Source organism: Winogradskyella sp. (assembly GCF_028289625.1).
Taxonomy (GTDB): Bacteria; Bacteroidota; Bacteroidia; order Flavobacteriales; family Flavobacteriaceae; genus Winogradskyella.
The window spans coordinates 25,360-46,184 of sequence record NZ_JANQOM010000011.1 but is presented as its reverse complement, the minus strand read 5'-3'; the positions used below and the strand labels follow the sequence as shown (position 1 = coordinate 46,184).

The following is a 20,825-nucleotide window of genomic DNA, read 5'->3' as shown; positions in this document are numbered from 1 at the left end:
ATTGGAATCACAGTTACTACCTCTACACTGTATACTTTGGATTGGATTAGAGAATGAACCATGAAATTATCTCAAACAACGATAATCACCAAAATCCACTTGATTGTTTCAGTAATCATTGTTATTCCTGCAGCTTTCATTTATGGATTTAACGTGGGGGAATTTTTAGAGCTCAACCCCAATTCTATTGACGAAAAGAACTTCTCAAAAGCCGTAATGGGTCTTTATCTTGGCTTTTCAATCTTATGGATTTTAGGAATTTTGAAGTTAGATTACCTCAAATCGGCATTACTGTCTAATACTGTTTTTATGTTGGCTTTAGCTTTTGGTAGAATACTAAGTAGTATTACAGATGGCCTACCTTCAGAAGTCTATATTCTCGGAACTCTTGGTGAATTAATTTTAGGATGTTACGGTTTTTGGGTGTTGAATAGTAAATACCTTAAAAAGTCTTAGCTTTGCACCAAAAAATTTGCCTTGGTTAAAATAGACAACATAGAGCTAGGGGAGTTCCCTTTACTTTTGGCACCAATGGAAGATGTCAGTGACCCTCCTTTTCGTGCTTTGTGCAAAGAACAGGGTGCCGATGTTGTGTATACTGAGTTTGTATCGAGTGAAGGCCTTATTCGTAACGCCGCAAAAAGTGTTATGAAGCTTGATATTTATGAGAAAGAACGACCAGTTGGCATACAGATTTTTGGAGCCAATATGGATAGTATGCTTCAGACCATCGATATTGTAGAGCAGTCCAATCCAGATATTATTGATATTAATTTTGGTTGTCCAGTAAAAAAAGTCGTTTCAAAAGGGGCAGGAGCAGGTATTTTAAAAGATGTCTGTCTTATGGAAAAGTTAACTGCTGAAATGGTGAAACGCACCAATTTGCCAGTAACAATTAAAACACGATTAGGGTGGGACCATGACTCTATAAAAATTGTAGAAGTAGCTGAGCGTTTGCAAGATGTTGGGATAAAGTCTATTGCTATTCATGGCAGAACAAGAGCCCAGATGTATAAAGGCAATGCTGACTGGAAGCCAATAGCCCAGGTAAAAAACAATCCCAGAATGCATATTCCTGTATTCGGTAATGGCGATGTTAATACGCCAGAACGCGCAGCTGAAATGCGAGACAGTTATGGGTTAGATGGAGCTATGATTGGAAGAGCCTCTATAGGTAACCCTTGGTTTTTTAAACAAGTAAAGCATTATTTTGAAACAGGAGAGCATTTACCTCCGATTTCAATGCCAGAACGTGTTGAAGCCGCAAGACGTCATCTACAAATGTCTATTGAGTGGAAGGGCGAAAAACTGGGCGTCTTTGAAACGAGAAGGCATTATACCAACTACTTTAAGGGAATTCCAAATTTTAAGGAATACAGAATGAAAATGGTAACGAGCGATGATTCAAAAGATGTTTTTGACACGTTTGATGAGGTCCTCGAAAAGTTTTCAGATTACCAATTCGCTTAAGTCTGAATTAATTTTTTTGTTATCCGTTGCGAAGCAATTCGCGAAGCAACAATACCTAAAGCGAAGATGGTTGCCAATACCAAAAGTATATTAAAGGCATTCAATCTTACAGGATAAGCTAATTCTGGTGTTAACATTATCAAATCAAAAGACTGCTGTAGGTATACGGTTAAAAGTCCTAAAACAACACCGATTATACCACTAACTATAGTCATTAAGCTACCTTGCCAAAAGAAAATGGATTTTATTGTTTTTGGTTCTGTTCCTAGATTAAAAAGGGTATTTAGCGACTTCTTTTTATCTAATATCATCATAATAATAGCACCAATAACATTAAATAGCGCAATAATGATAACCAAAGTAAAGATGAGATAAATGGCGAGGTTTTCGGTATTCAACATTTTGAATAAGGCATCATTAAGTTGCTTTCTGTTTTTGATGATAAACTGATTATTAAATGAAGCGTTAATAGCCTCCCTTAAATTATCTTCATCGGTATCAGGATTCAACTTTACCTCTATAGCACTAATTTGGTGGTCTTTATAGTTTAACAATTGTCTAGCCAAAGTAATATCCGAAAACACATATTCAGCATTGAGATCTTCATTAATGTCAAACAAACCAACATTATTAACATAGACAGCGTTATAAGCACCTTTTATGGAGCTTAATTGACCCCTTCCGGGTTTGGGCACATAAAGCGATAAGGATTTTCTAAAGTCCAAAATTCCGAATGAAAGATTATTTGAAATTCCCCAACCCGACACCACATCATTACTTTCGGGTGAAATCCAATCGCCTTTGGTAATCATAGAATCTATATTGGTAACCTTCAAAAAATTGGCATCAACCCCTTTTAAAGTCGCTAGAAGATTCTTGTTTTCAGATTTTATAATAATGCGTTCCTCAATAATTTCAGAAAAAGACGCAATGCCATCGATAGCGCTTAGTTTCAATTTATCTTCCTCTAAAAAGGTAAACGATTTGCCCTGAGAAGGAAGTAGTTTTAAATCGGGATCTACAAAAGAGGAGAATTGAAGGCTGTAATCTTTAAGTCCGGCAAATACAGAAAGCACTATAAATAGAGCTGCCGAAGCTATAATAACTCCACCAGAAGCTATGAGTGTCATGATATTTATAGCATTACTACTGCTTTTAGAAACCAGATAACGTTTTGCTATATATAACGAAAAATTCACTTAAGATTTTTTACGCTTATCTAAGAGGTCTGTGTTTTCAAGGGGATTATCCCCATCTTTAAGAGAACGCTCTATGCCATCAATATATTCTAAAGAGTCGTCAATAAAAAATTCAAGTTGCGGCATGCGTCGTAATTGATGGCGCGTACGCTGTGCCAGTTCGTGTCTAATTAAAGGAGTGTTGGATTTAATACCATCTAACAACTCTTGGGCCTCTTTATTAGGAAAAATACTGAGGTATACTTTAGCGATAGACAAATCTACAGTGACACTTACTTTAGATACGGAAATAATAACACCTCTAAGCCCACCTGAAGAAGCCGCTTGTTGCAAAACTTCGGCTAAATCCTGTTGTAATATACCAGCTATTTTTTTTTGTCTATTGCTTTCCATTTTGCAAAAGTAGAGGATATTTAAGGATTATGGTATTTTTATATAACAAAAATCATAGTTTGTAACTGTAAGAATTCCGTTCTTTGGCAAATAAAATTTATTGAATAATGAGAAAAATCGAACATATCGGGATAGCAGTGAAGGACATAGAAAAGTCTAACGATTTATTTAAAACCTTATTTGGTGAAGCACATTATAAAATAGAAGATGTAGAAAGTGAAGGTGTAAAAACATCCTTCTTTAAATGTGGCCCCAATAAAATAGAATTGCTTCAGGCTACTAATAGCAATAGCCCAATTGCAAAATTTATAGAAAAGAAAGGTGAGGGGATTCACCATATCGCCTTTGCGGTTGACAATATTGAAGAAGAAATTAAGCGTTTGACCAATGAGGGTTTTCAAATGATTCATAAATCGCCAAAAAAGGGAGCGGATCAAAAATTAATTGCATTTTTACACCCTAAATCCTCGAATAGCGTGTTGGTAGAATTATGCCAAGACATTAAGGATTAAAATTCTTGTAGAGTTTTAAAATATATAGTAATATTGCAGACTCTTTAGGAATAAAGAGATTGGTATCAGCCAATAGGTCCTATAACTCAGTTGGTTAGAGTATCTGACTCATAATCAGAAAGTCCCTGGTTCGAGCCCAGGTGGGACCACAGTGAGGTAAAAGCTTTTGCAATAGCAAAGGCTTTTTTTGTGAAACAAAGTGAACAAATTTTGGATGAGCAGCCTACATTGAGTCCAATAACTGTCGGGATTGAGATAATCCCAGATGAGACATCAAAAAGCAAAAGCTTTTGGTATTATTCCATGCCCTTTTTTATTTTATAAAAATAGATTTAACACAAATAGCACATATCAAATGAAAGGCGGATTATAAATTAGTATTATATTTGTGTTAAGTGTGCATAAAACATATACGTTTCTTCCCTAATTTGAGCACATTTTAAGCATTTCATCGACAATATTTACCGTTCAAAGACGTTTTTTTAATTGGATTTATTTTGTTAGGTCGGTTTTTTTTATACTTTTACACCATTATTAACAGCATGCAGAACAAAAATATGTTAGCCTCAATCTTATTTTTCTTCATGGGTTTTGTGTCTATGGCTCAAGGAGCTGCGCCTCCTCCGCCTATGCCTCCTCCTCCTCCAGGACTGCCTATCGACGGAGGACTGTTTATACTGTTCTTACTTGCTCTAAGTTTTGGAATTTACAGAACCTACAAAATTTCAAGAAAAACGACCTAGTTCCTCAGGTCATTAAGCCGTTTTACATATTTACCGATTACATCAAACTCAAGGTTTACCTTTTCGCCAACTTTTAAGGTTTTAAATGTAGTGTGCTGGTAAGTGTATGGAATTATAGCCACTGAGAACTGGTTTACTTTAGAGTTAACCACGGTAAGACTAACTCCGTTTACAGTAATAGAACCCTTCTCAATGGTAATATTGTTATGACTCTTATCGTATTCGAAAGTAAATAACCAACTTCCATCTTCTTCTTTTATAGATACACATTCAGCAGTTTGGTCTACATGGCCTTGCACAATGTGGCCATCAAGCCGGTCACCTAATTTCATAGCACGCTCTATATTTACAATATCACCCTCCTTAAGCGAACCTAAATTTGTTTTGTCTAAGGTTTCTTGAATAGCTGTGACAACATAATTATCGTTATTTATGTTGACTACTGTAAGGCAAACACCATTATGGGCTACACTCTGATCAATTTTTAATTCATTTGTAATCGAAGAGCTAAAAGTTAAATGAAGATTGCCATTTTTCTTTGTTAATTTTTCTACTGTGCCTAATTCTTCTATAATACCTGTAAACATTAAATCTACTTTATTTGGTTAAATTTGCAGTGCAAAGTTAAGCACACTATTACACACAGTAATAGATTTTAATATAAAAATAGGATAACTATTTAAGATATGAAGAGAGAAGAAAAAGTTGTTGTTGGTATTTCAGTTGGCGACCTTAATGGCATAGGGCCAGAAATAATCATCAAAGCTTATGAGGATTCCAGATCACTTGAGTTAAGTACACCAGTTATTTTTGCCTCAGGCAAGACCATGCAATTTTTTAAAAATCATTTTAAAAGTAAGATTAACTTTTTTAACATCGATAGGCCAGAAAAGTTGGTTCATGGTAAGGTTAATGTCGTAAATATTTGGAAAGAGCCCATTAAAATTGACTTTGGCAAAGAAAATAAAAAAATGGGTGAGTATGCTATTAAATCACTAGAAGCCGCAACCAAAGCCCTTAAGGCAGGTTTAATAGATGTCTTGGTGACAGCGCCAATAAATAAACACAATATTCAATCAGATACATTTAATTTCCCGGGGCATACGGATTATTTGGCTAAAGCTTTAAATGGAAAAAGTCTAATGTTTATGGTAACCGAAGGCTTACGTGTTGGGCTTTTAACGGATCATGTGCCGCTAAAAGATGCTGCAAATCACATTACAGAAGAACTTATAAGGGAAAAAATTGAAACAGTTACACAATCCTTAAAGCAAGATTTTGGCATCAATAAGCCTAAGGTTGCAGTATTGGCCATAAACCCTCATGCAGGCGATAATGGTGTTATTGGTAATGAAGACGACACCGTTTTAAGACCAACTTTAGAGAAAATAAGACACGAAGGCAATTTAGTTTATGGCCCATATTCCGCGGATAGTTTTTTTGGTTCAAACACCTACAAGAGTTTCGACGCTGTCATTGCCTCTTATCACGATCAGGGGCTCATACCCTTTAAAACGATATCATTTGGAGGAGGTGTCAATTACACCGCTGGTCTCGATAAGGTAAGGACATCGCCAGATCATGGCACAGCTTATGAAATAGCAGGAAAAGGACAAGCAAATGAAAATTCATTTGTCCAAGCGATTTATATGGCTATTAAGATATTTAAGAATAGATTAGACTATAAGCATTACACCAAGAACCCTTTGAAAAAAGCCTTAAAATAGGGATTAACAAAATTTGTAGATATCTGGGCTTTAAATAAGTAAAATTTTATATATTTGCAGGCTCAAAATGAGTGTGGTAATGAAGGCATTAAAAGCATATACAATCCAATTTGTTGGGCTAAAAGTAGGGGAGCACCATTTTGATTACGACATAGACAATACGTTCTTTAATAATTTTGAATACGAAGAGTTTAATCAAGTTGATGTAAAAATCGATTTAAAGCTCATCAAAAAAACAACACTATTAGAGTTGTTTTTTGACGCATCGGGTTATGTTAATGTTAACTGCGACCTAACAAACGAACCTTATAATCAGCCTATTGAAGATGATTATAAGCTAGTCGTAAAATTTGGTGCGGAGTATAATGACGATAATGAAGATATTTTAATTGTACCTCACGGCGAATATGAAATCAATGTAGCGCAATACCTCTATGAGCTTATTGTTTTGGCAGTTCCCGCGAAACGCATACACCCAGGGATTGCGGACGGTACCTTAAAGTCAGATATACTTTCAAAATTAGAAGAATTGAGCCCAAAAAATGGGGATAATGAAAAAAAATCAGAGGATATTGATCCTCGTTGGAATAATTTAAAAAAACTATTAACGGATAAATAGCATTTAAAATGGCACATCCTAAACGTAAAATATCTAGAACAAGAAGAGACAAAAGAAGAACACACTATAAAGCTTCTGTACCTCAAGTAGCAACTTGCCCTACAACTGGTGAGCCACACTTATACCACAGAGCACATTGGCACGAAGGTAAGCTTTACTACAGAGGACAAGTATTAATAGATAATTCTGCCGAAGAAGAAAATATAGCATAACTACTATGCACGCATATAATAAAACGCTCAGAAGTGAGCGTTTTTTTTATTTAAATTTTTCGAATAGGTCAAAAACCACTTAATTTGCATAATTATTTGCCAAAAAATGCCGAAAATTCATTGAAAACCATTGATTTTTGTCATTTTTCAATACTTTTAATTAACCTAAAAGCTAATAATGAGTAAAATCACAGCGGCAATTACAGCCGTCGGAGGCTATCTACCAGACTTTGTATTATCCAACAAAGTATTAGAAACTATGGTAGACACAAACGACGAATGGATTACGACTCGGACAGGAATCAAAGAGCGCAGAATTCTCAAAGAAGAAGGAAAAGGAACATCATTTTTAGCTATTAAAGCAGCAGAAGACCTCATTCAGAAAACAGGTTTAGATCCTAAAGAGATAGAATTGGTGATCGTTTGCACCGCAACACCAGATATGAAGGCGGCTTCAACAGCTGCTTACACTGCGACACAGATAGGAGCAGTAAACGCATTTTCTTACGATTTAGAGGCAGCTTGTTCTAGTTTTCTATTTGGTATGTCAACCGCTGCAGCTTACATAGAATCTGGGCGCTATAAAAAAATCCTATTAATAGGTGCCGACAAGAACTCTTCATTTATTAATTATAAAGATAGAGCGACTTGTATAATTTTTGGTGATGGAGGAGGTGCTGTATTGTTCGAACCCGATGAAGAAGGTTTAGGTGTTCAAGATGAAATTTTAAGAAGTAATGGCGAAGGCCGAGAGTTTTTGCAGGCGACTTATGGAGGCTCATCGTACCCTATAACTCAAGAAGCTTTTGATGAAGGTAAGCATTATGTTTTTCAAGACGGAAGAACAGTCTTTAAAAATGCGGTTTTCAATATGGCAGATGTAGCAGAACGCATACTAAAGAGAAACAACCTAACCAACAAAGATATTTCTTGGCTGGTAGCGCATCAGGCAAACAAGAGGATTATAGATGCCACGGCTCAACGCATTAATTTGGAAGATGAAAAAGTAATGATGAATATAGAGAAGTACGGTAACACAACCTCTGCCACACTACCATTATTACTTTACGACTACGAATCACAGCTGAAGAAAGGTGATAATTTGATTTTTGCCGCTTTTGGAGGTGGATTTACCTGGGGCTCAATTTATTTTAAATGGGCATACAATCCTAATTAAACACTAACTAACAAAAATATCTAAATATTATGGATTTAAAAGAAATTCAGAACTTAATAAAATTTGTCGCCAAATCTGGGGCAAGTGAAGTTAAGTTAGAAATGGATGATGTTAAGATTACGATCAGAACAGGTTCTGATAGCGATACTACGATTGTTCAGCAAGTACCTGTTCAAGCTGCTGCACCAGTTGTTCAGCAACAAGCTCCAGCGCCGGTTGCCGCTCCAGCGCCAGAAGCACCTGCAGCTTCCGCTACTGCAAGTGATGATTCTAAATATGTTACTGTAAAATCACCGATTATAGGTACATTCTATCGTAAGCCGTCACCAGACAAGCCCGTTTTTGTTGAGGTCGGTACTGAAGTTAAGGAAGGCGATGTACTTTGTGTTATTGAGGCTATGAAGCTATTCAACGAAATTGAGTCTGAGGTATCAGGTAAGATTGTTAAAGTCTTAGTTGATGATTCTTCTCCTGTGGAATTTGACCAACCTTTATTTTTGGTTGATCCATCATAACAATTGAAAATTCCAATCCACTAATCCCAAACCCAATTATTTGGAATTTGGTGCTTGGAAATTGAATTTTTAAAACAAAAGTTATGTTTAAAAAGATACTAATCGCTAATAGAGGTGAAATAGCACTTCGTGTTATCAGGACCTGCAAAGAAATGGGTATTAAAACAGTTGCTGTATACTCAACAGCAGATGCAGATAGCCTTCACGTTAAGTTTGCGGACGAAGCAGTTTGTATTGGCCCTCCACCTAGCCCAGAGTCTTATTTAAAGATTTCAAATCTTATAGCAGCAGCAGAAATTACCAATGCCGACGCCATTCACCCTGGATATGGATTTTTATCCGAAAATGCTAAGTTCTCTAAGATTTGTGAAGAGCACGGTATAAAATTCATTGGTGCTTCAGAAGAGATGATTTCTAAAATGGGTGACAAAGCTACCGCTAAGGCTACAATGAAAGCTGCTGGAGTACCTTGCGTGCCTGGTAGCGAAGGAATTATTGCCGATTATGAAGAATGCGAAAAGCTTGCTAAGGAAATAGGTTACCCTGTTATGTTAAAGGCTACTGCTGGAGGTGGTGGAAAAGGAATGCGTGCGGTCTGGAAAAAAGAAGATTTAAAACCAGCTTGGGATTCGGCAAGACAAGAGTCAAAAGCGGCTTTTGGGAATGATGATATGTATATGGAGAAACTCATTGAGGAACCAAGGCATATAGAAATCCAAGTTGTAGGCGATTCTAGAGGAAAGGCCTGTCACTTATCCGAAAGAGATTGTTCGGTACAGAGGCGCCATCAAAAGCTTACTGAAGAAGTTCCCTCACCGTTTATGACGGACGAATTGAGGGATAAAATGGGGAAAGCAGCGGTCAAAGCTGCAGAGTTTATAAATTATGAAGGAGCAGGTACCGTAGAATTTCTAGTAGACAAGCATAGAAATTTCTACTTTATGGAAATGAACACACGTATTCAAGTAGAGCACCCTATTACTGAACAGGTTATAGATTTCGATTTAATTAGAGAGCAAATACTAGTTGCCGCAGGCGTACCAATATCGGGTAAAAATTATACTCCAAATTTACATTCCATAGAGTGTAGAATAAATGCAGAAGACCCATTTAATGATTTTAGACCTTCACCCGGGAAAATAACAACGCTTCATGCTCCTGGAGGTCATGGAGTTCGTCTAGACACTCATGTTTATGCAGGTTATAGTATTCCACCTAATTATGACTCAATGATAGCTAAGTTGATTACAACGGCGCAAACGAGAGAGGAGGCGATAAACAAAATGAAACGCGCCTTAGACGAATTTGTCATTGAAGGTATAAAAACGACAATTCCTTTTCATAGGCAGTTGATGGAGCATCCTGATTATTTAGCAGGAAACTACACGACTAAATTTATGGAAGATTTCAAAATTAAGGAAGAGAAAGACGACTAAATTAAAAAGCTCCTAAATTTAGGAGCTTTTTTTTGCTATGAATTTATCGTATTGGGAAATAAAATCTTGGTTGACCGACATAGACTTTACCGTCATTGGTAGTGGAATTGTTGGATTAAGTTGTGCCTTAGAGTTACGTCGTCTTTATCCTAAAGCTAATATTTTAGTGTTAGAAAAAGGGATGCTACCCCAAGGGGCCAGCACAAAGAATGCTGGTTTTGCGTGTTTTGGTAGCTTAAGCGAAATTATTGATGACCTCCAAAATCATTCAGAAGATGAAGTTCTAGAACTTGTTTCAAAAAGAATTAAAGGTTTAGAACTATTAAGAAATATCCTAGGCGATAATGCTATAGAGTACAAACAACATGGTGGCTATGAACTGTTTTTAAAACAAGATGAAGCATTATTTGAACAGTGTTACAATCAAAAGGGTAGCATCAATGAATTATTGTGGCCTTTATTTGAAACCAATGTATTTTCTTTTGAAGACAATCCGTTTGGATTTGAAAATATCATAGAAAGAATCGGGTATAATAAGTTCGAGGGGCAGATTGATACCGGAAAAATGATGGAAGCTCTATTGAATAAGGCCTTAGGATCTAGAATTAAAATACTAAATAATTGTTGTGTTGATACGGTTGAAGAAGGGAATGAAACAGTACATATAAACACCACTAACTTCAGTCTAAAATCAAAAAAAGTCTTTGTGGCGACTAATGGATTTGCAAATCAACTAATTGAAGAAAATATAAAACCTGCACGAGCACAAGTACTCATTACAAAACCAATAGATAAACTTTATATAAAAGGAACTTTTCATCTAAACAAAGGGTATTATTACTTTAGAAATATTGACGATAGAATTTTATTTGGTGGAGGACGAAACCTAGACTTTAAAGGAGAAGAAACAACCAAGTTTGGTCAAACAGAACTGATACAAGACAAACTTGAAGCATTGCTAAAGTCCACCATAATTCCTAGTAGGGACTTTGAGATAGAACGACGTTGGTCTGGTATTATGGGAGTTGGAAATCAAAAGTATCCAATCGTAAAACAGTTGAGCAATAATGTGTTTTGTGGCGTGCGTCTCGGAGGCATGGGTGTAGCCATAGGAAGTAGTGTTGGCAGGGAATTGGCAGATTTATTAGAATGACTTTAAAGCTTAGTTTATATAATCAATGCCTTGATATTCTCAATTCGCGTTTGGAGGTAATTCAGAATGCAATTAATGATATTCAGAATGCGTTAGAAACCGAAACCAAAAGTTCTGTTGGCGATAAGCACGAGACAGGAAGGGCAATGCTTCAGATTGAAAGGGAGAAGACAGGACAACAATTAGCAGAAATCCAAAAACAGCTTGAACTTTTAAATAAGATTAATCCAGAATTGAAGCAAAATTCAATTGCCCTAGGAAGCCTTGTTTTTACTTCAAAATCAAACTATTTTTTAGGTGTTAGTGTAGGTGAGCTAAAGGTTGGTAATGAGACCTTTTACGCCATTTCAATGGCAACACCTATGGCAAAAGTATTGGTTTCAAAATCTATAGGAGATATCCTGATGTTTAGAGGACAGGAAATCACGATTACAAAAATTCTCTAAAAAAGAGCAAATAGGTTTAATCCCTATCAAAACTTATTGTAACTTCACAGGTAAAAATTAGCTATGTTACGTTTTTTATTCGTTACATTATTAGTCGTATTTACTAGCCTTTCCCACACTCAAAATACATCTTCGATTGATTTTATTATAAAAAATCTAGGAGTGAATGTGGATGGCCATTTTAACACTTTCGATATTGACGCAGAGTTCAATACTGCATCAGAGCTATTAAGTATTTCAGGTAAGATTACAGTGTCTTCAATTAAAACTGGTATTGAAAGTAGGGATGAGCATTTACTGAAAGAGGATTATTTTGATGTTGAAAATCATGAATTCATAACACTAAATAGCACATCCATATCAAAAGAGTCAGACTCGGAATATAGTGTTGATGCAATTCTTACGATTAAAGGGAAGACAAAGGAAATTACGATTCCAGTGACCGTTCTAAATGTAAATAATAAACACAAAATTATGGCTTCATTTGAAATCAATAGACGCGACTTTGATGTTGGTGGAGGCAGTCTTATAATGAGCAAAAACGTAAAAATAAAGGTGACCCATTCTCAGGATATTGAATGAATTCGAATAATTTTGACGTGATAGTAATTGGAGGAGGATTAGCTGGCTTAACTTCTGCCATTCACTTAGCAAAATCCGATCTCAAGGTTTTAATTATTGAAAAGCACAGTTACCCAAGGCATAAAGTCTGTGGCGAATACATATCTAACGAAGTCCTTCCTTATTTAAAATTTCTAGGTTTTAATCCTTTTGAGTTTGGCGCGAAACAAATAACACGGTTTGAGTTAACCACACATAATAACAAAAAAATACAGTCAAAACTGCCATTAGGTGGTTTTGGGATGAGCCGTTATGAAATGGATTTTCAACTGTACAACTTAGCTCAAAAAAACAATGTTCATGTATTTCGGGATACGGTCGTGGATGTAAAATTTAGCGATGATAATTTTCAAGTTGTTACCAAAGCCAATAAACAATACAGGTCTAAAATTGTCATAGGAGCATTTGGAAAGCGTTCTAATTTAGATGTTAAGTTGAACAGAGCATTTATTAGAAAGAAGTCCCCTTATTTGGGTGTAAAGGTCCATGTTTCTGGCGAATTTGATGAGACTAAAGTTGCCCTTCATAACTTTAAAGGGGGCTATTGTGGTGTATCTAAGGTTGAGAATAATTGCATTAATTTATGTTATATTACTAATTATGACGCTTTCAAGAAATATAAGGATATGGAACAGTTTCGACAAAGTGTAATCTTCAAGAATGACGCTTTAAAAGCTATTTTTTCATCATCGACTCTAGAGTTTCAAAAGCCTTTAACAATTAGCCAAATTTCCTTTGAGACCAAAAGGCCTGTTGAAAATCATATGTTAATGTGCGGTGATTCTGCAGGAATGATACATCCTTTATGCGGTAATGGTATGGGAATGGCCATTAGAAGTGCGCATTTAGCATCTAATCTCGTTATTGACTATTTTCAAAATAAAATTAAAACTCGGTCAGAATTAGAGCATATGTATTCTAAAAGTTGGGAAAAAACATTCAAGCTAAGGTTAAAAGCTGGACACATCATTGCTTATTTATTTAGGCAAGATTGGTTGGCGCCAAAATTACTCGTACTTTTAAGAAGCCTTCCTTTTCTAGTACCTTATATTATAAGGATGACGCACGGCAAACCAATCAAGATATAATGGGTTTATTTATAGATACCACCTACCGAAGCAATGCAACCGAAATCATGGATGATTTCTCCATGAAGGGCGAATTATTGCGTGATACGCTCGATAAATTAGGTAAAATTAATAGATGGTTGGGAGGAAATAGAGTGACCCTAAAAGGTGTAGAGCAATTGCTTAATGGGCAACCAAAGGATAAAATATACACCATAATTGATTTGGGCTGTGGCCATGGTGATATTTTAAGATTAGTGGCGGACTATGGGAGAGAAAATAATTATACGTTTAAGCTTATGGGCATAGACGCTAATCAAGATACTATTGATTATGCAAAAGAATTATCAGAAGAATATGAAGAAATTACGTTTAAGGCCTTAGATATATTTTCGAATGAATTTCAAAAATTAGATTATGATATTGCCTTATCAACATTGTTTCTGCATCATTTTACCGAAAAAGAAATCCTTTCTTTATTAAGAACAATTTCAAATAGTGCCGACTTAGGTATTGTTGTTAATGATTTACACAGAAGTAATGTAGCTTACACATTGTTTAAATTATTGAGTTTAACAATATCCAACCCTATGATTGTACAAGATGGATTGACCTCAATTTTAAGGGCATTTAAACGTAAAGAGTTGGAAAGTTTTTCAGACCAATTGCAGCTCAAATCGGAAGTTCATTGGAAATGGGCTTTTCGTTACCAATGGCTAATAACAACCTAAATGGCAGTAAGAATCACTTCAGTTGCAAAGCAACTTCCAAAATATACTAGAGAGACTAAGGACATTCTGCCTTATGTAGAATTATGGTTGGAAGGACAGGAAGAACGTTTTAAAAGGAAGGTGTTGAAGATTTTTGAAAATGCCGCTGTTGACCGACGTTACTCCATTATGGATGCAGAAGAAGTCTTTATGAAAACCTCATTCGAAGATAAAAATGACATCTATCTTAGAGAATGTATTAAGATTGCCGAGCAGTCGTTATTAAAAGCATTGGATAAAGCCAACCTTAAGCCTAAAGATATTGATTATATAATCACTGTATCTTGTACAGGTATAATGATTCCTTCGTTAGACGCCTATTTAATTAATCGGCTAAACATGAAACAGGATATTGTTCGCTTACCAGTCACAGAAATGGGTTGTGCAGCAGGAGTTTCGGGTATATTGTATGCTAAGAATTTTTTAAAGGCCAATCCCAATAAGCGTGCCGTAGTTATTGCTGTAGAGTCACCAACAGCAACGTTTCAATTAGAGGATTACTCCATGGTGAACATTGTAAGCGCAGCTATTTTTGGCGATGGTTGTGCCAGTGTCATCTTATCATCTTATGAAGACGAATCAGGTCCTGAAATAAAGGATGAAGCCATGTATCATTTTTATGATGCAGAGCACATGATGGGATTTAAACTGAGGAATTCGGGATTACAAATGGTATTAGATCAATCGGTGCCACAGACCATAGCAGATCATTTTCCTAAGATTATTCATCCCTTTTTAGAAAAAAATGGTTTAACGATTAAAGATATTGATCATTTGGTATTTCATCCTGGAGGTAAAAAAATTGTTCAAACGGTTGAGGATTTATTTGGGGATTTAGGCAAAAATATAGATGACACAAAAGAAGTACTTCGACTTTACGGCAATATGAGTAGCGCAACGGTACTTTATGTTTTAGAGCAGTTTTTGGATAGAGATATACCAAAAGGTGATAAGGGATTAATGTTAAGTTTTGGTCCAGGCTTTTCAGCACAACGAATACTATTAGAGTGGTAATATGAAAAAGTTTGAAAAGACAAATCAATGGGCACTCATATTGGGTGGTAGCAGTGGCTTGGGTCTGGCCACAGCAAAAAAGTTGGCCAAACACGGATTGAATATTTGTGTAGTGCATCGTAGCCCTAGAATGCACGAAGAATTAATCAATAAAGAATTTGATGCTATTAAGCAAAATGACGTTGCATTAAAAACGTTTAATATTGACCTTATTAAACCTGAAAAGCGTCAAATGGTTATTGATGAGTTGATTGCTATGTTTGGCATTGATTGTAAACTGAAAGTTTTGGTTCATAGTATCGCCAAAGGCAATTTAAAACCAATGGTGTCTGAAGATGGTAAAACATTACAGCACGATGATTTTGAGATTACCCTAAATGCCATGGCACTGAGTCTTTACGATTGGACAAAAGCTTTGTTCGAAGCAAAACTTTTTGCTAATGACAGCAGAATAATAAGTTTTACGAGTGAGGGCAATACAAAAGCCTGGCAAAACTACGCGGCGGTTTCAGCAGCAAAAGTAACGCTAGAAGCCATTACTCGTAGTATAGCATTAGAGTTTGCTCTATTTGGCATCAAAGCTAATTGTATTCAAGCTGGCATAACCGATACGGCTTCACTACGATTAATACCTGGAAGTGAAACGATAATAAAACATAGTCTAAAACGAAATCCCAATGGTCGTTTAACCACACCAGAAGATGTGGCCAATGTAGTTTATTTATTAACTAAGGACGAAGCCTCGTGGATTACAGGTACCGTAATTCCGGTAGATGGAGGTGAACATTTAAGGTAACATGAATACATCAGAAATTATATCCTTATTGCCCTACAAAGCCCCATTTTTATTTGTAGATGGGATTGATACTGTTTCCGAAAACGGCATTACAGGGCATTACACCTTTAAGAAAGAAGCCTTTTTTTACCAAGGACACTTTAAAGGCAACCCTATAACACCAGGAGTAATTTTAACGGAATGTATGGCGCAAATCGGTTTGGTGTGTTTGGGCATATATTTAATCAAGGATGATTTAAAAGATTACAAGCAACCTCAAGTGGCACTAACATCACATCAAATGGATTTTTATTTACCTGTATTGCCAGATGAGAAAGTTACTGTAAGATCGAACAAGGACGTATTTCGATTTAACAAACTAAGATGTAAGGTCAGAATGTATAATAAGAATGAAGAATTGGTAGCAAGAGGCTTAATCTCGGGAATGTTGAAGGCATGAATAACAGAGTGGTCATAACAGGTTTAGGCGTTTTAGCACCTAATGCTGTCAATGTTTCAGAGTTTACTACTGCTTTAAAGAATGGCAAATCAGGTATTATCTTTCATCAAGAGTTAAAAGACCTGAATTTCTCCTGCCAAATAGGTGGTGTTCCTAATATATCGGATGATTTAAAATCTCAATATTTTACGGATTTGCAGTTGCGAGGGTTCAATAGTTCTGGTATTTTGTATGGTTGTATTGCAGGTGTTGATGCTTGGCAAGATGCAGGTTTTGACATGGAACCCAATAGTCAAGTTGATTATGATACAGGACTCATTTTTGGCACGGGAACCTCAGGTGTTGAAAAATTCAGGGAAGCGATTTATAAGTTGGATGATGGTAATGTGAGGCGTTTAGGCAGTACGGTTGTACTGCAGACCATGGCGAGTGGTGTGAGTGCTTATTTAAGTGGTATGCTAGGCTTGGGAAATCAAGTTACAACAAACTCTTCGGCCTGCTCTACAGGAACGGAGGCTTTATTGCTCGGATACGAACGAATAAAAAGTGGACAGGCCAAACGTATGCTTGTAGGAAGTTGTAGCGACCATGGCCCATATGTTTGGGGAGGTTTTGATGCCATGCGAGTGATGACTTATAAGTATAATGATCAACCCGAAAAAGGCTCCCGTCCTATGAGCACCTCAGCTTCAGGTTTTGTACCTGGTAGTGGCGCTGGCGCTTTGGTATTGGAGTCTCTGGAAAGTGCTTTAGAACGTGGGGCGAATATTTATGCTGAGGTTTTAGGAGGAGAAATCAATTCGGGAGGTCAACGCAATGGCGGAACGTTAACAGCACCAAACCCAGAGGCTGTACAACGTTGTATAGTTAGAGCTTTGGAAAACTCTAAAGTTGTTGCAGATGAAATCGAAGTTATAAACGGACACCTTACGGCGACAACTAAGGATACCTTAGAAATTGAAAATTGGACAAAAGCACTACAGCAATATGGCAGTGACTTTCCATATATTAATTCTACAAAATCTCTTGTTGGTCATTGTTTGGCTGCCGCTGGAGCCATAGAATGCGTTGCAAGTGTTATTCAACTTAAGGAACAATTTATTGCGCCTAATTTGAATTGTGAAGACTTACATCCGGATATAGAACAGTTAGTTGCTGAAGACAAAATTCCAATCAAAACATTAGAGCTCAACTTCGATATACTTGCAAAAGCAAGTTTTGGCTTTGGAGACGTCAATGCTTGTGTGGTTTTTAGGAGGTTTAAATAAAACACAGTCTAATGTCAGTTCGAGTGATTTTCAATTTAATAATTGAAAATAGTATCGAGAACAAAGTCTTTTGCATCCCGATACATTTTCCTTCGTTCCTCAAAAAACACTCGATGTGACAGAAAGATTATTCTTTAAACGATTTATGGCGTAACTTTGTTATTCAAAGAACAGCCATGAATAAAGAAGAACTAATTGCCAAATTAAAGCTTATAATTGCTCCTTATGTTCAAGATGAGGAGGCCTTCAAAAATCTATCTGAAGACACAGATTTTGTAAATGATTTGAAAATAAATTCCGCAAACCTCGTTGATATAATTTTAGACATTGAAGACGAGTTTGACATTCACCTAGAAAATGAAGATATGGAGCAAATGCTCAATGTTAAATCTGCGATGGATATTGTAATACAAAAACTGAAAGGTTAATGGTTGGAAACGATATTATTGATATCGAACTAGCCAAGACTCAATCTAATTGGCAACGACCAAGGTATTTAGATAAACTGTTCACATCGAAAGAGCAAGACCTCATAGAACGTTCTGAGGAACCTAACATCATGGTTTGGCAACTATGGAGTATGAAGGAAGCCGCTTATAAATTGTACACACAGCTACACCCAAGCCGATTTTATAATCCAAAAGCCTTCGAATGTATACTTAGCAAAACAAGCATGGTCACATACGGAACATTTAAGTGCTATGTTATCACTAAGATTACTTCAAACTATATTCTTTCAGAGGCATTTTTGAGGCCACAAAACATGAATTCTGAAGTTGTTTTGTTGCACATGGCTTCAGGTAAAGCACAACATAAAATACTTCTAGATCAGTTGCTATCTGTTGCTTCACAACAATTGAATTGTGATAAAAAAGACCTCAAATTTGTAAAGCATGAGTATGGGATTCCGACCATACAATGCAAAACCAAAGTATACAATGTTAGTTTATCGCATCATGGCCGATTTGGGACTATAGCTTTTGCACAATAATGGAACGCTTAAAAACTATCATATCGGCGATTATAAAATTTAGAATAGCAATTATAGTTGTCCTTGCAATTGCTATGGCATTTTCGGGTTATCAAACGGTCAACAAACTCAGTATCGATAACTCCCTTGGTATATGGTTTTTAGAAGATGACCCTAGCTACAAGGCGTATATTGATTTTCAGGAGAATTTTGGATCCGATGAAATTTTTATCGTTATGCTTCCAGTGGAAAATGCCATTGGAGAAGCAGAAGTAAATACATTAAAGAGACTGCACAACGAAATAGAAGCCTTACCCTATGTAAAGACAACCTTTAGTTTGGCTAAGGCCAAATACCCAATTTATGGAAATGATAGAATAGTTTTTAGCGACTTATATACTCCAAAGCGAAGCGAAAAAGGCTTAAAAAATCTTTTCTCAAAACTTCCGAATATCACATCCAAACTAGTGACGGAAGATTATAAAAGCCAGTTTTTTTATATCCAAATGAATCCTACGCCAACCATCGAAGAAAAGCGTCAGAATATTGCTGGAGAGATACGCTCAGTTATTGAAAAAAGCTATTCTAATTACTACGTAACGGGACCTCCAGTTCTTAATGAGGCGTATAGTAAAGGGATTTACAAAGAGAGTCTTGTTTTTGGGATTTTGACGGTTTTGGTCATCACTATAATGTTGCTCTTCTTACTGCCAAGTAAACGCTATCTCATTATTTCGTTATTATCCGTAGCGGTACCTGTTTCATTATTATTTGGGCTGATCACATCGTTGGGCTACGCTTTAAATATGATTTCCATGCTCATTCCTACCATTCTGATGGTTTATAGCGTTAGTGATGCGGTCCACATCATCAATATTTACCATAAAGAAGGTCTTAAAAATAAATCCTTATCCAAAGTAGAGCTTTTGGCATACACCATCAGAAAGAGTTTTACACCATGTTTTTATACAACTCTAACGACATTTGTTGGTTATTTTGCCTTGTATTTATCGCCTTTACCAGCGTTTAAAAATATGGGTGTATTTACATGTATAGGGTTAATATTCAGCTTTGTTTTGGTTTATGTGATCACGATTATTGGCTTTAGTTTTATGAACCTTAATTTTGAAAAAGCCAAGCCACTTTTAAGTATTAAAGCAATAAGTCAAACAGGAACTATAAATTGGTTGAACCACTTTACGACAAGATATAAACGGCCGATTATTTTTGGATTTTCTACTGTGTTGTTATTTGGTTTATATTCTGTTTTTAACGTGAAAATAGACACCAACTCACGGGACTTATTGGCAGAAGGTATCGCTAAACAAGATCTGCGAACGGTCGAAGCGGAACTTGGCGGTAGCAATCGTTTGCAACTCAATATTTCTACGAATAATGACGAAGCTATTTTGAATAAAAATACCATTAAACGGTTTGAAGATTTTCAAAAGCAACTAGAAAGTAATTCGTTTATTTCCAACCCGGTCTCTATAGTTAACTTTAAATCATTTTTAGAAAAACGAACACCAGTATTATTTCAATCCAATTTATCGGAAGCGAAAGTTAAGAGCACGCTAACGTCATTGGACAACAATGACAATGATTTTTTCAAGCTAATTTCTGAGGACTTAAGCACAGCAGGTCTTACGTTGACATTGAGCGAAATGAAGACCTCAGAATTAGAACAGGTTTTAGATGACATAAAAGTAGCCTTTGAATCATCTTTTGACACCAACAAGTTCAGCCTTAAAATGAATGGTTTTGCAGTGGTCTTTGCCCAACTCAATAACTTCATATTAGAAACTCAATTTAAGTCATTCTTTGCAGCGTTTTTTGTCGCATTTTTGTGTTTACTGGTATTTATTAAAAGTATAAGAACCACACTTTTGGTATTGATTCCCAATGTATTGCCTCTAGCCATCTTGGCTATATTTATGAGCTTACTAGATATTCCTTTGGATGTTTCCACGGCGATGATTACACCAATTATGCTAGGTATCGCTATGGATGATACCATTCATCTCGTTTATAAATACAGAAAAAACAACATTATTACAGGTTCACCAGAATTACGAATGGACAACGCCATGCATTATACGGGAAGCGCCTTATTTTCCACAACCATTGCTTTAGTTGGTGGCTTTCTGATTATAGCCTCTAGCGCAACACCATCGGTAAGTGATTTTGGAATTTTATGTGCGGTCACCATTGCTATTGCCCTAATAACGGATATCTTTTATTTGCCGGCACTTTTGAAGCTGTTTGATAAATAAACACA

Annotated in this window: 24 protein-coding genes and 1 tRNA gene; 22 read left to right on the top strand and 3 right to left on the bottom strand. The window is 36.2% G+C overall.

The annotated features are described in order from the left end of the window. Positions 1 to 60: 60 nt before the first annotated feature. Positions 61 to 456 carry a DUF4345 domain-containing protein gene (locus Q0992_RS01865; protein WP_299519782.1) on the top strand — a complete coding sequence of 132 codons (396 nt, stop codon included), beginning with the start codon at positions 61 to 63 and terminating at the stop codon, positions 454 to 456. Positions 457 to 477: 21 nt separating this feature from the next. After that, entirely contained in the window at positions 478 to 1,470 is a 993-nt protein-coding gene (dusB, locus tag Q0992_RS01860) for a tRNA dihydrouridine synthase DusB (RefSeq protein ID WP_299519780.1), read from the top strand. Here dusB and Q0992_RS01855 read toward each other — a convergent pair. Both Q0992_RS01855 and rbfA read right to left on the bottom strand, forming a co-directional pair. Next, positions 1,467 to 2,669 (bottom strand): FtsX-like permease family protein, encoded by a 1,203-nt coding sequence (locus Q0992_RS01855; RefSeq protein WP_299519778.1) that lies wholly within the window; start codon positions 2,667 to 2,669, stop codon positions 1,467 to 1,469. The genes dusB and Q0992_RS01855 overlap by 4 nt on opposite strands. Next, positions 2,670 to 3,062 carry a 30S ribosome-binding factor RbfA gene (gene rbfA / locus Q0992_RS01850; protein ID WP_299519776.1) on the bottom strand — a complete coding sequence of 131 codons (393 nt, stop codon included), beginning with the start codon at positions 3,060 to 3,062 and terminating at the stop codon, positions 2,670 to 2,672. It lies immediately after the preceding gene. Between the two features lie 107 nt (positions 3,063 to 3,169). On the opposite strand from rbfA, the gene mce reads away from it, so the two are divergent. Then, entirely contained in the window at positions 3,170 to 3,574 is a 405-nt protein-coding gene (gene mce / locus Q0992_RS01845) for a methylmalonyl-CoA epimerase (RefSeq protein ID WP_299519775.1), read from the top strand. Between the two features lie 75 nt (positions 3,575 to 3,649). Beyond that, positions 3,650 to 3,723, top strand: a tRNA-Ile gene (locus Q0992_RS01840). A gap of 590 nt (positions 3,724 to 4,313) precedes the next feature. Here Q0992_RS01840 and Q0992_RS01835 read toward each other — a convergent pair. Beyond that, a complete protein-coding gene (locus Q0992_RS01835) occupies positions 4,314 to 4,904 on the bottom strand; it encodes a riboflavin synthase (RefSeq protein ID WP_299519773.1) in 591 nt (196 codons plus the stop codon). A 99-nt stretch (positions 4,905 to 5,003) separates the two neighbouring features. On the opposite strand from Q0992_RS01835, the gene pdxA reads away from it, so the two are divergent. The 18 genes from pdxA to Q0992_RS01745 all read left to right on the top strand — a co-directional run bounded on the left by pdxA (position 5,004) and on the right by Q0992_RS01745 (position 20,820). Further along, positions 5,004 to 6,044 carry a 4-hydroxythreonine-4-phosphate dehydrogenase PdxA gene (gene pdxA, locus Q0992_RS01830; RefSeq protein ID WP_299519771.1) on the top strand — a complete coding sequence of 347 codons (1,041 nt, stop codon included), beginning with the start codon at positions 5,004 to 5,006 and terminating at the stop codon, positions 6,042 to 6,044. A gap of 79 nt (positions 6,045 to 6,123) precedes the next feature. After that, the gene (locus tag Q0992_RS01825; RefSeq protein ID WP_299519769.1) at positions 6,124 to 6,663 is read left to right on the top strand and encodes a DUF177 domain-containing protein; all 540 of its coding nucleotides are present in this window, start codon (positions 6,124 to 6,126) and stop codon (positions 6,661 to 6,663) included. An 8-nt stretch (positions 6,664 to 6,671) separates the two neighbouring features. After that, entirely contained in the window at positions 6,672 to 6,875 is a 204-nt protein-coding gene (gene rpmF / locus Q0992_RS01820) for a 50S ribosomal protein L32 (protein WP_299519767.1), read from the top strand. 178 nt (positions 6,876 to 7,053) lie between these two features. Next, positions 7,054 to 8,052: a beta-ketoacyl-ACP synthase III gene (locus Q0992_RS01815; RefSeq protein WP_299519765.1), complete on the top strand. Its 999-nt coding sequence runs from the start codon at positions 7,054 to 7,056 to the stop codon at positions 8,050 to 8,052. A gap of 29 nt (positions 8,053 to 8,081) precedes the next feature. Beyond that, complete coding sequence (gene accB, locus Q0992_RS01810) at positions 8,082 to 8,567, top strand: acetyl-CoA carboxylase biotin carboxyl carrier protein (RefSeq protein WP_299519763.1); 486 nt, start codon at positions 8,082 to 8,084, stop codon at positions 8,565 to 8,567. 83 nt (positions 8,568 to 8,650) lie between these two features. Beyond that, a complete protein-coding gene (accC, locus tag Q0992_RS01805) occupies positions 8,651 to 10,003 on the top strand; it encodes an acetyl-CoA carboxylase biotin carboxylase subunit (protein WP_299519761.1) in 1,353 nt (450 codons plus the stop codon). Positions 10,004 to 10,040: 37 nt separating this feature from the next. Then, on the top strand, positions 10,041 to 11,156 hold the full coding sequence (locus Q0992_RS01800) for an FAD-binding oxidoreductase (RefSeq protein WP_299519759.1): 1,116 nt from the start codon (positions 10,041 to 10,043) through the stop codon (positions 11,154 to 11,156). Then, the gene (locus Q0992_RS01795) at positions 11,153 to 11,602 is read left to right on the top strand and encodes a 3-oxoacyl-ACP synthase (protein WP_299519757.1); all 450 of its coding nucleotides are present in this window, start codon (positions 11,153 to 11,155) and stop codon (positions 11,600 to 11,602) included. Before Q0992_RS01800 ends, Q0992_RS01795 begins: the two co-directional genes overlap by 4 nt. A 63-nt stretch (positions 11,603 to 11,665) precedes the next feature. Then, complete coding sequence (locus Q0992_RS01790) at positions 11,666 to 12,184, top strand: YceI family protein (protein ID WP_299519755.1); 519 nt, start codon at positions 11,666 to 11,668, stop codon at positions 12,182 to 12,184. Positions 12,185 to 12,201: 17 nt separating this feature from the next. After that, positions 12,202 to 13,311 (top strand): NAD(P)/FAD-dependent oxidoreductase, encoded by a 1,110-nt coding sequence (locus Q0992_RS01785; protein ID WP_367277931.1) that lies wholly within the window; start codon positions 12,202 to 12,204, stop codon positions 13,309 to 13,311. Continuing rightward, a complete protein-coding gene (locus tag Q0992_RS01780) occupies positions 13,311 to 14,021 on the top strand; it encodes a methyltransferase domain-containing protein (RefSeq protein ID WP_299519751.1) in 711 nt (236 codons plus the stop codon). Before Q0992_RS01785 ends, Q0992_RS01780 begins: the two co-directional genes overlap by 1 nt. Next, the gene (locus Q0992_RS01775) at positions 14,022 to 15,074 is read left to right on the top strand and encodes a type III polyketide synthase (protein ID WP_299519749.1); all 1,053 of its coding nucleotides are present in this window, start codon (positions 14,022 to 14,024) and stop codon (positions 15,072 to 15,074) included. It begins immediately after the preceding gene. Position 15,075: 1 nt separating this feature from the next. Beyond that, positions 15,076 to 15,870, top strand: a complete 795-nt coding sequence (locus Q0992_RS01770) for an SDR family oxidoreductase (protein ID WP_299519747.1) — start codon at positions 15,076 to 15,078, stop codon at positions 15,868 to 15,870. Position 15,871: 1 nt separating this feature from the next. Beyond that, positions 15,872 to 16,309, top strand: a complete 438-nt coding sequence (locus Q0992_RS01765; protein WP_299519745.1) for a hydroxymyristoyl-ACP dehydratase — start codon at positions 15,872 to 15,874, stop codon at positions 16,307 to 16,309. Next, the gene (locus Q0992_RS01760) at positions 16,306 to 17,577 is read left to right on the top strand and encodes a beta-ketoacyl synthase (protein ID WP_299519743.1); all 1,272 of its coding nucleotides are present in this window, start codon (positions 16,306 to 16,308) and stop codon (positions 17,575 to 17,577) included. The genes Q0992_RS01765 and Q0992_RS01760 overlap by 4 nt, the downstream gene beginning before the upstream one ends. A 176-nt stretch (positions 17,578 to 17,753) precedes the next feature. Beyond that, positions 17,754 to 18,005 carry an acyl carrier protein gene (locus tag Q0992_RS01755; protein WP_299519741.1) on the top strand — a complete coding sequence of 84 codons (252 nt, stop codon included), beginning with the start codon at positions 17,754 to 17,756 and terminating at the stop codon, positions 18,003 to 18,005. Continuing rightward, a complete protein-coding gene (locus Q0992_RS01750) occupies positions 18,005 to 18,568 on the top strand; it encodes a 4'-phosphopantetheinyl transferase superfamily protein (RefSeq protein WP_299519739.1) in 564 nt (187 codons plus the stop codon). Before Q0992_RS01755 ends, Q0992_RS01750 begins: the two co-directional genes overlap by 1 nt. Then, positions 18,568 to 20,820, top strand: coding sequence for an MMPL family transporter (locus Q0992_RS01745; protein WP_299519737.1), 2,253 nt, complete (start codon positions 18,568 to 18,570; stop codon positions 20,818 to 20,820). The genes Q0992_RS01750 and Q0992_RS01745 overlap by 1 nt, the downstream gene beginning before the upstream one ends. The last annotated feature ends 5 nt before the right edge of the window (positions 20,821 to 20,825 follow it).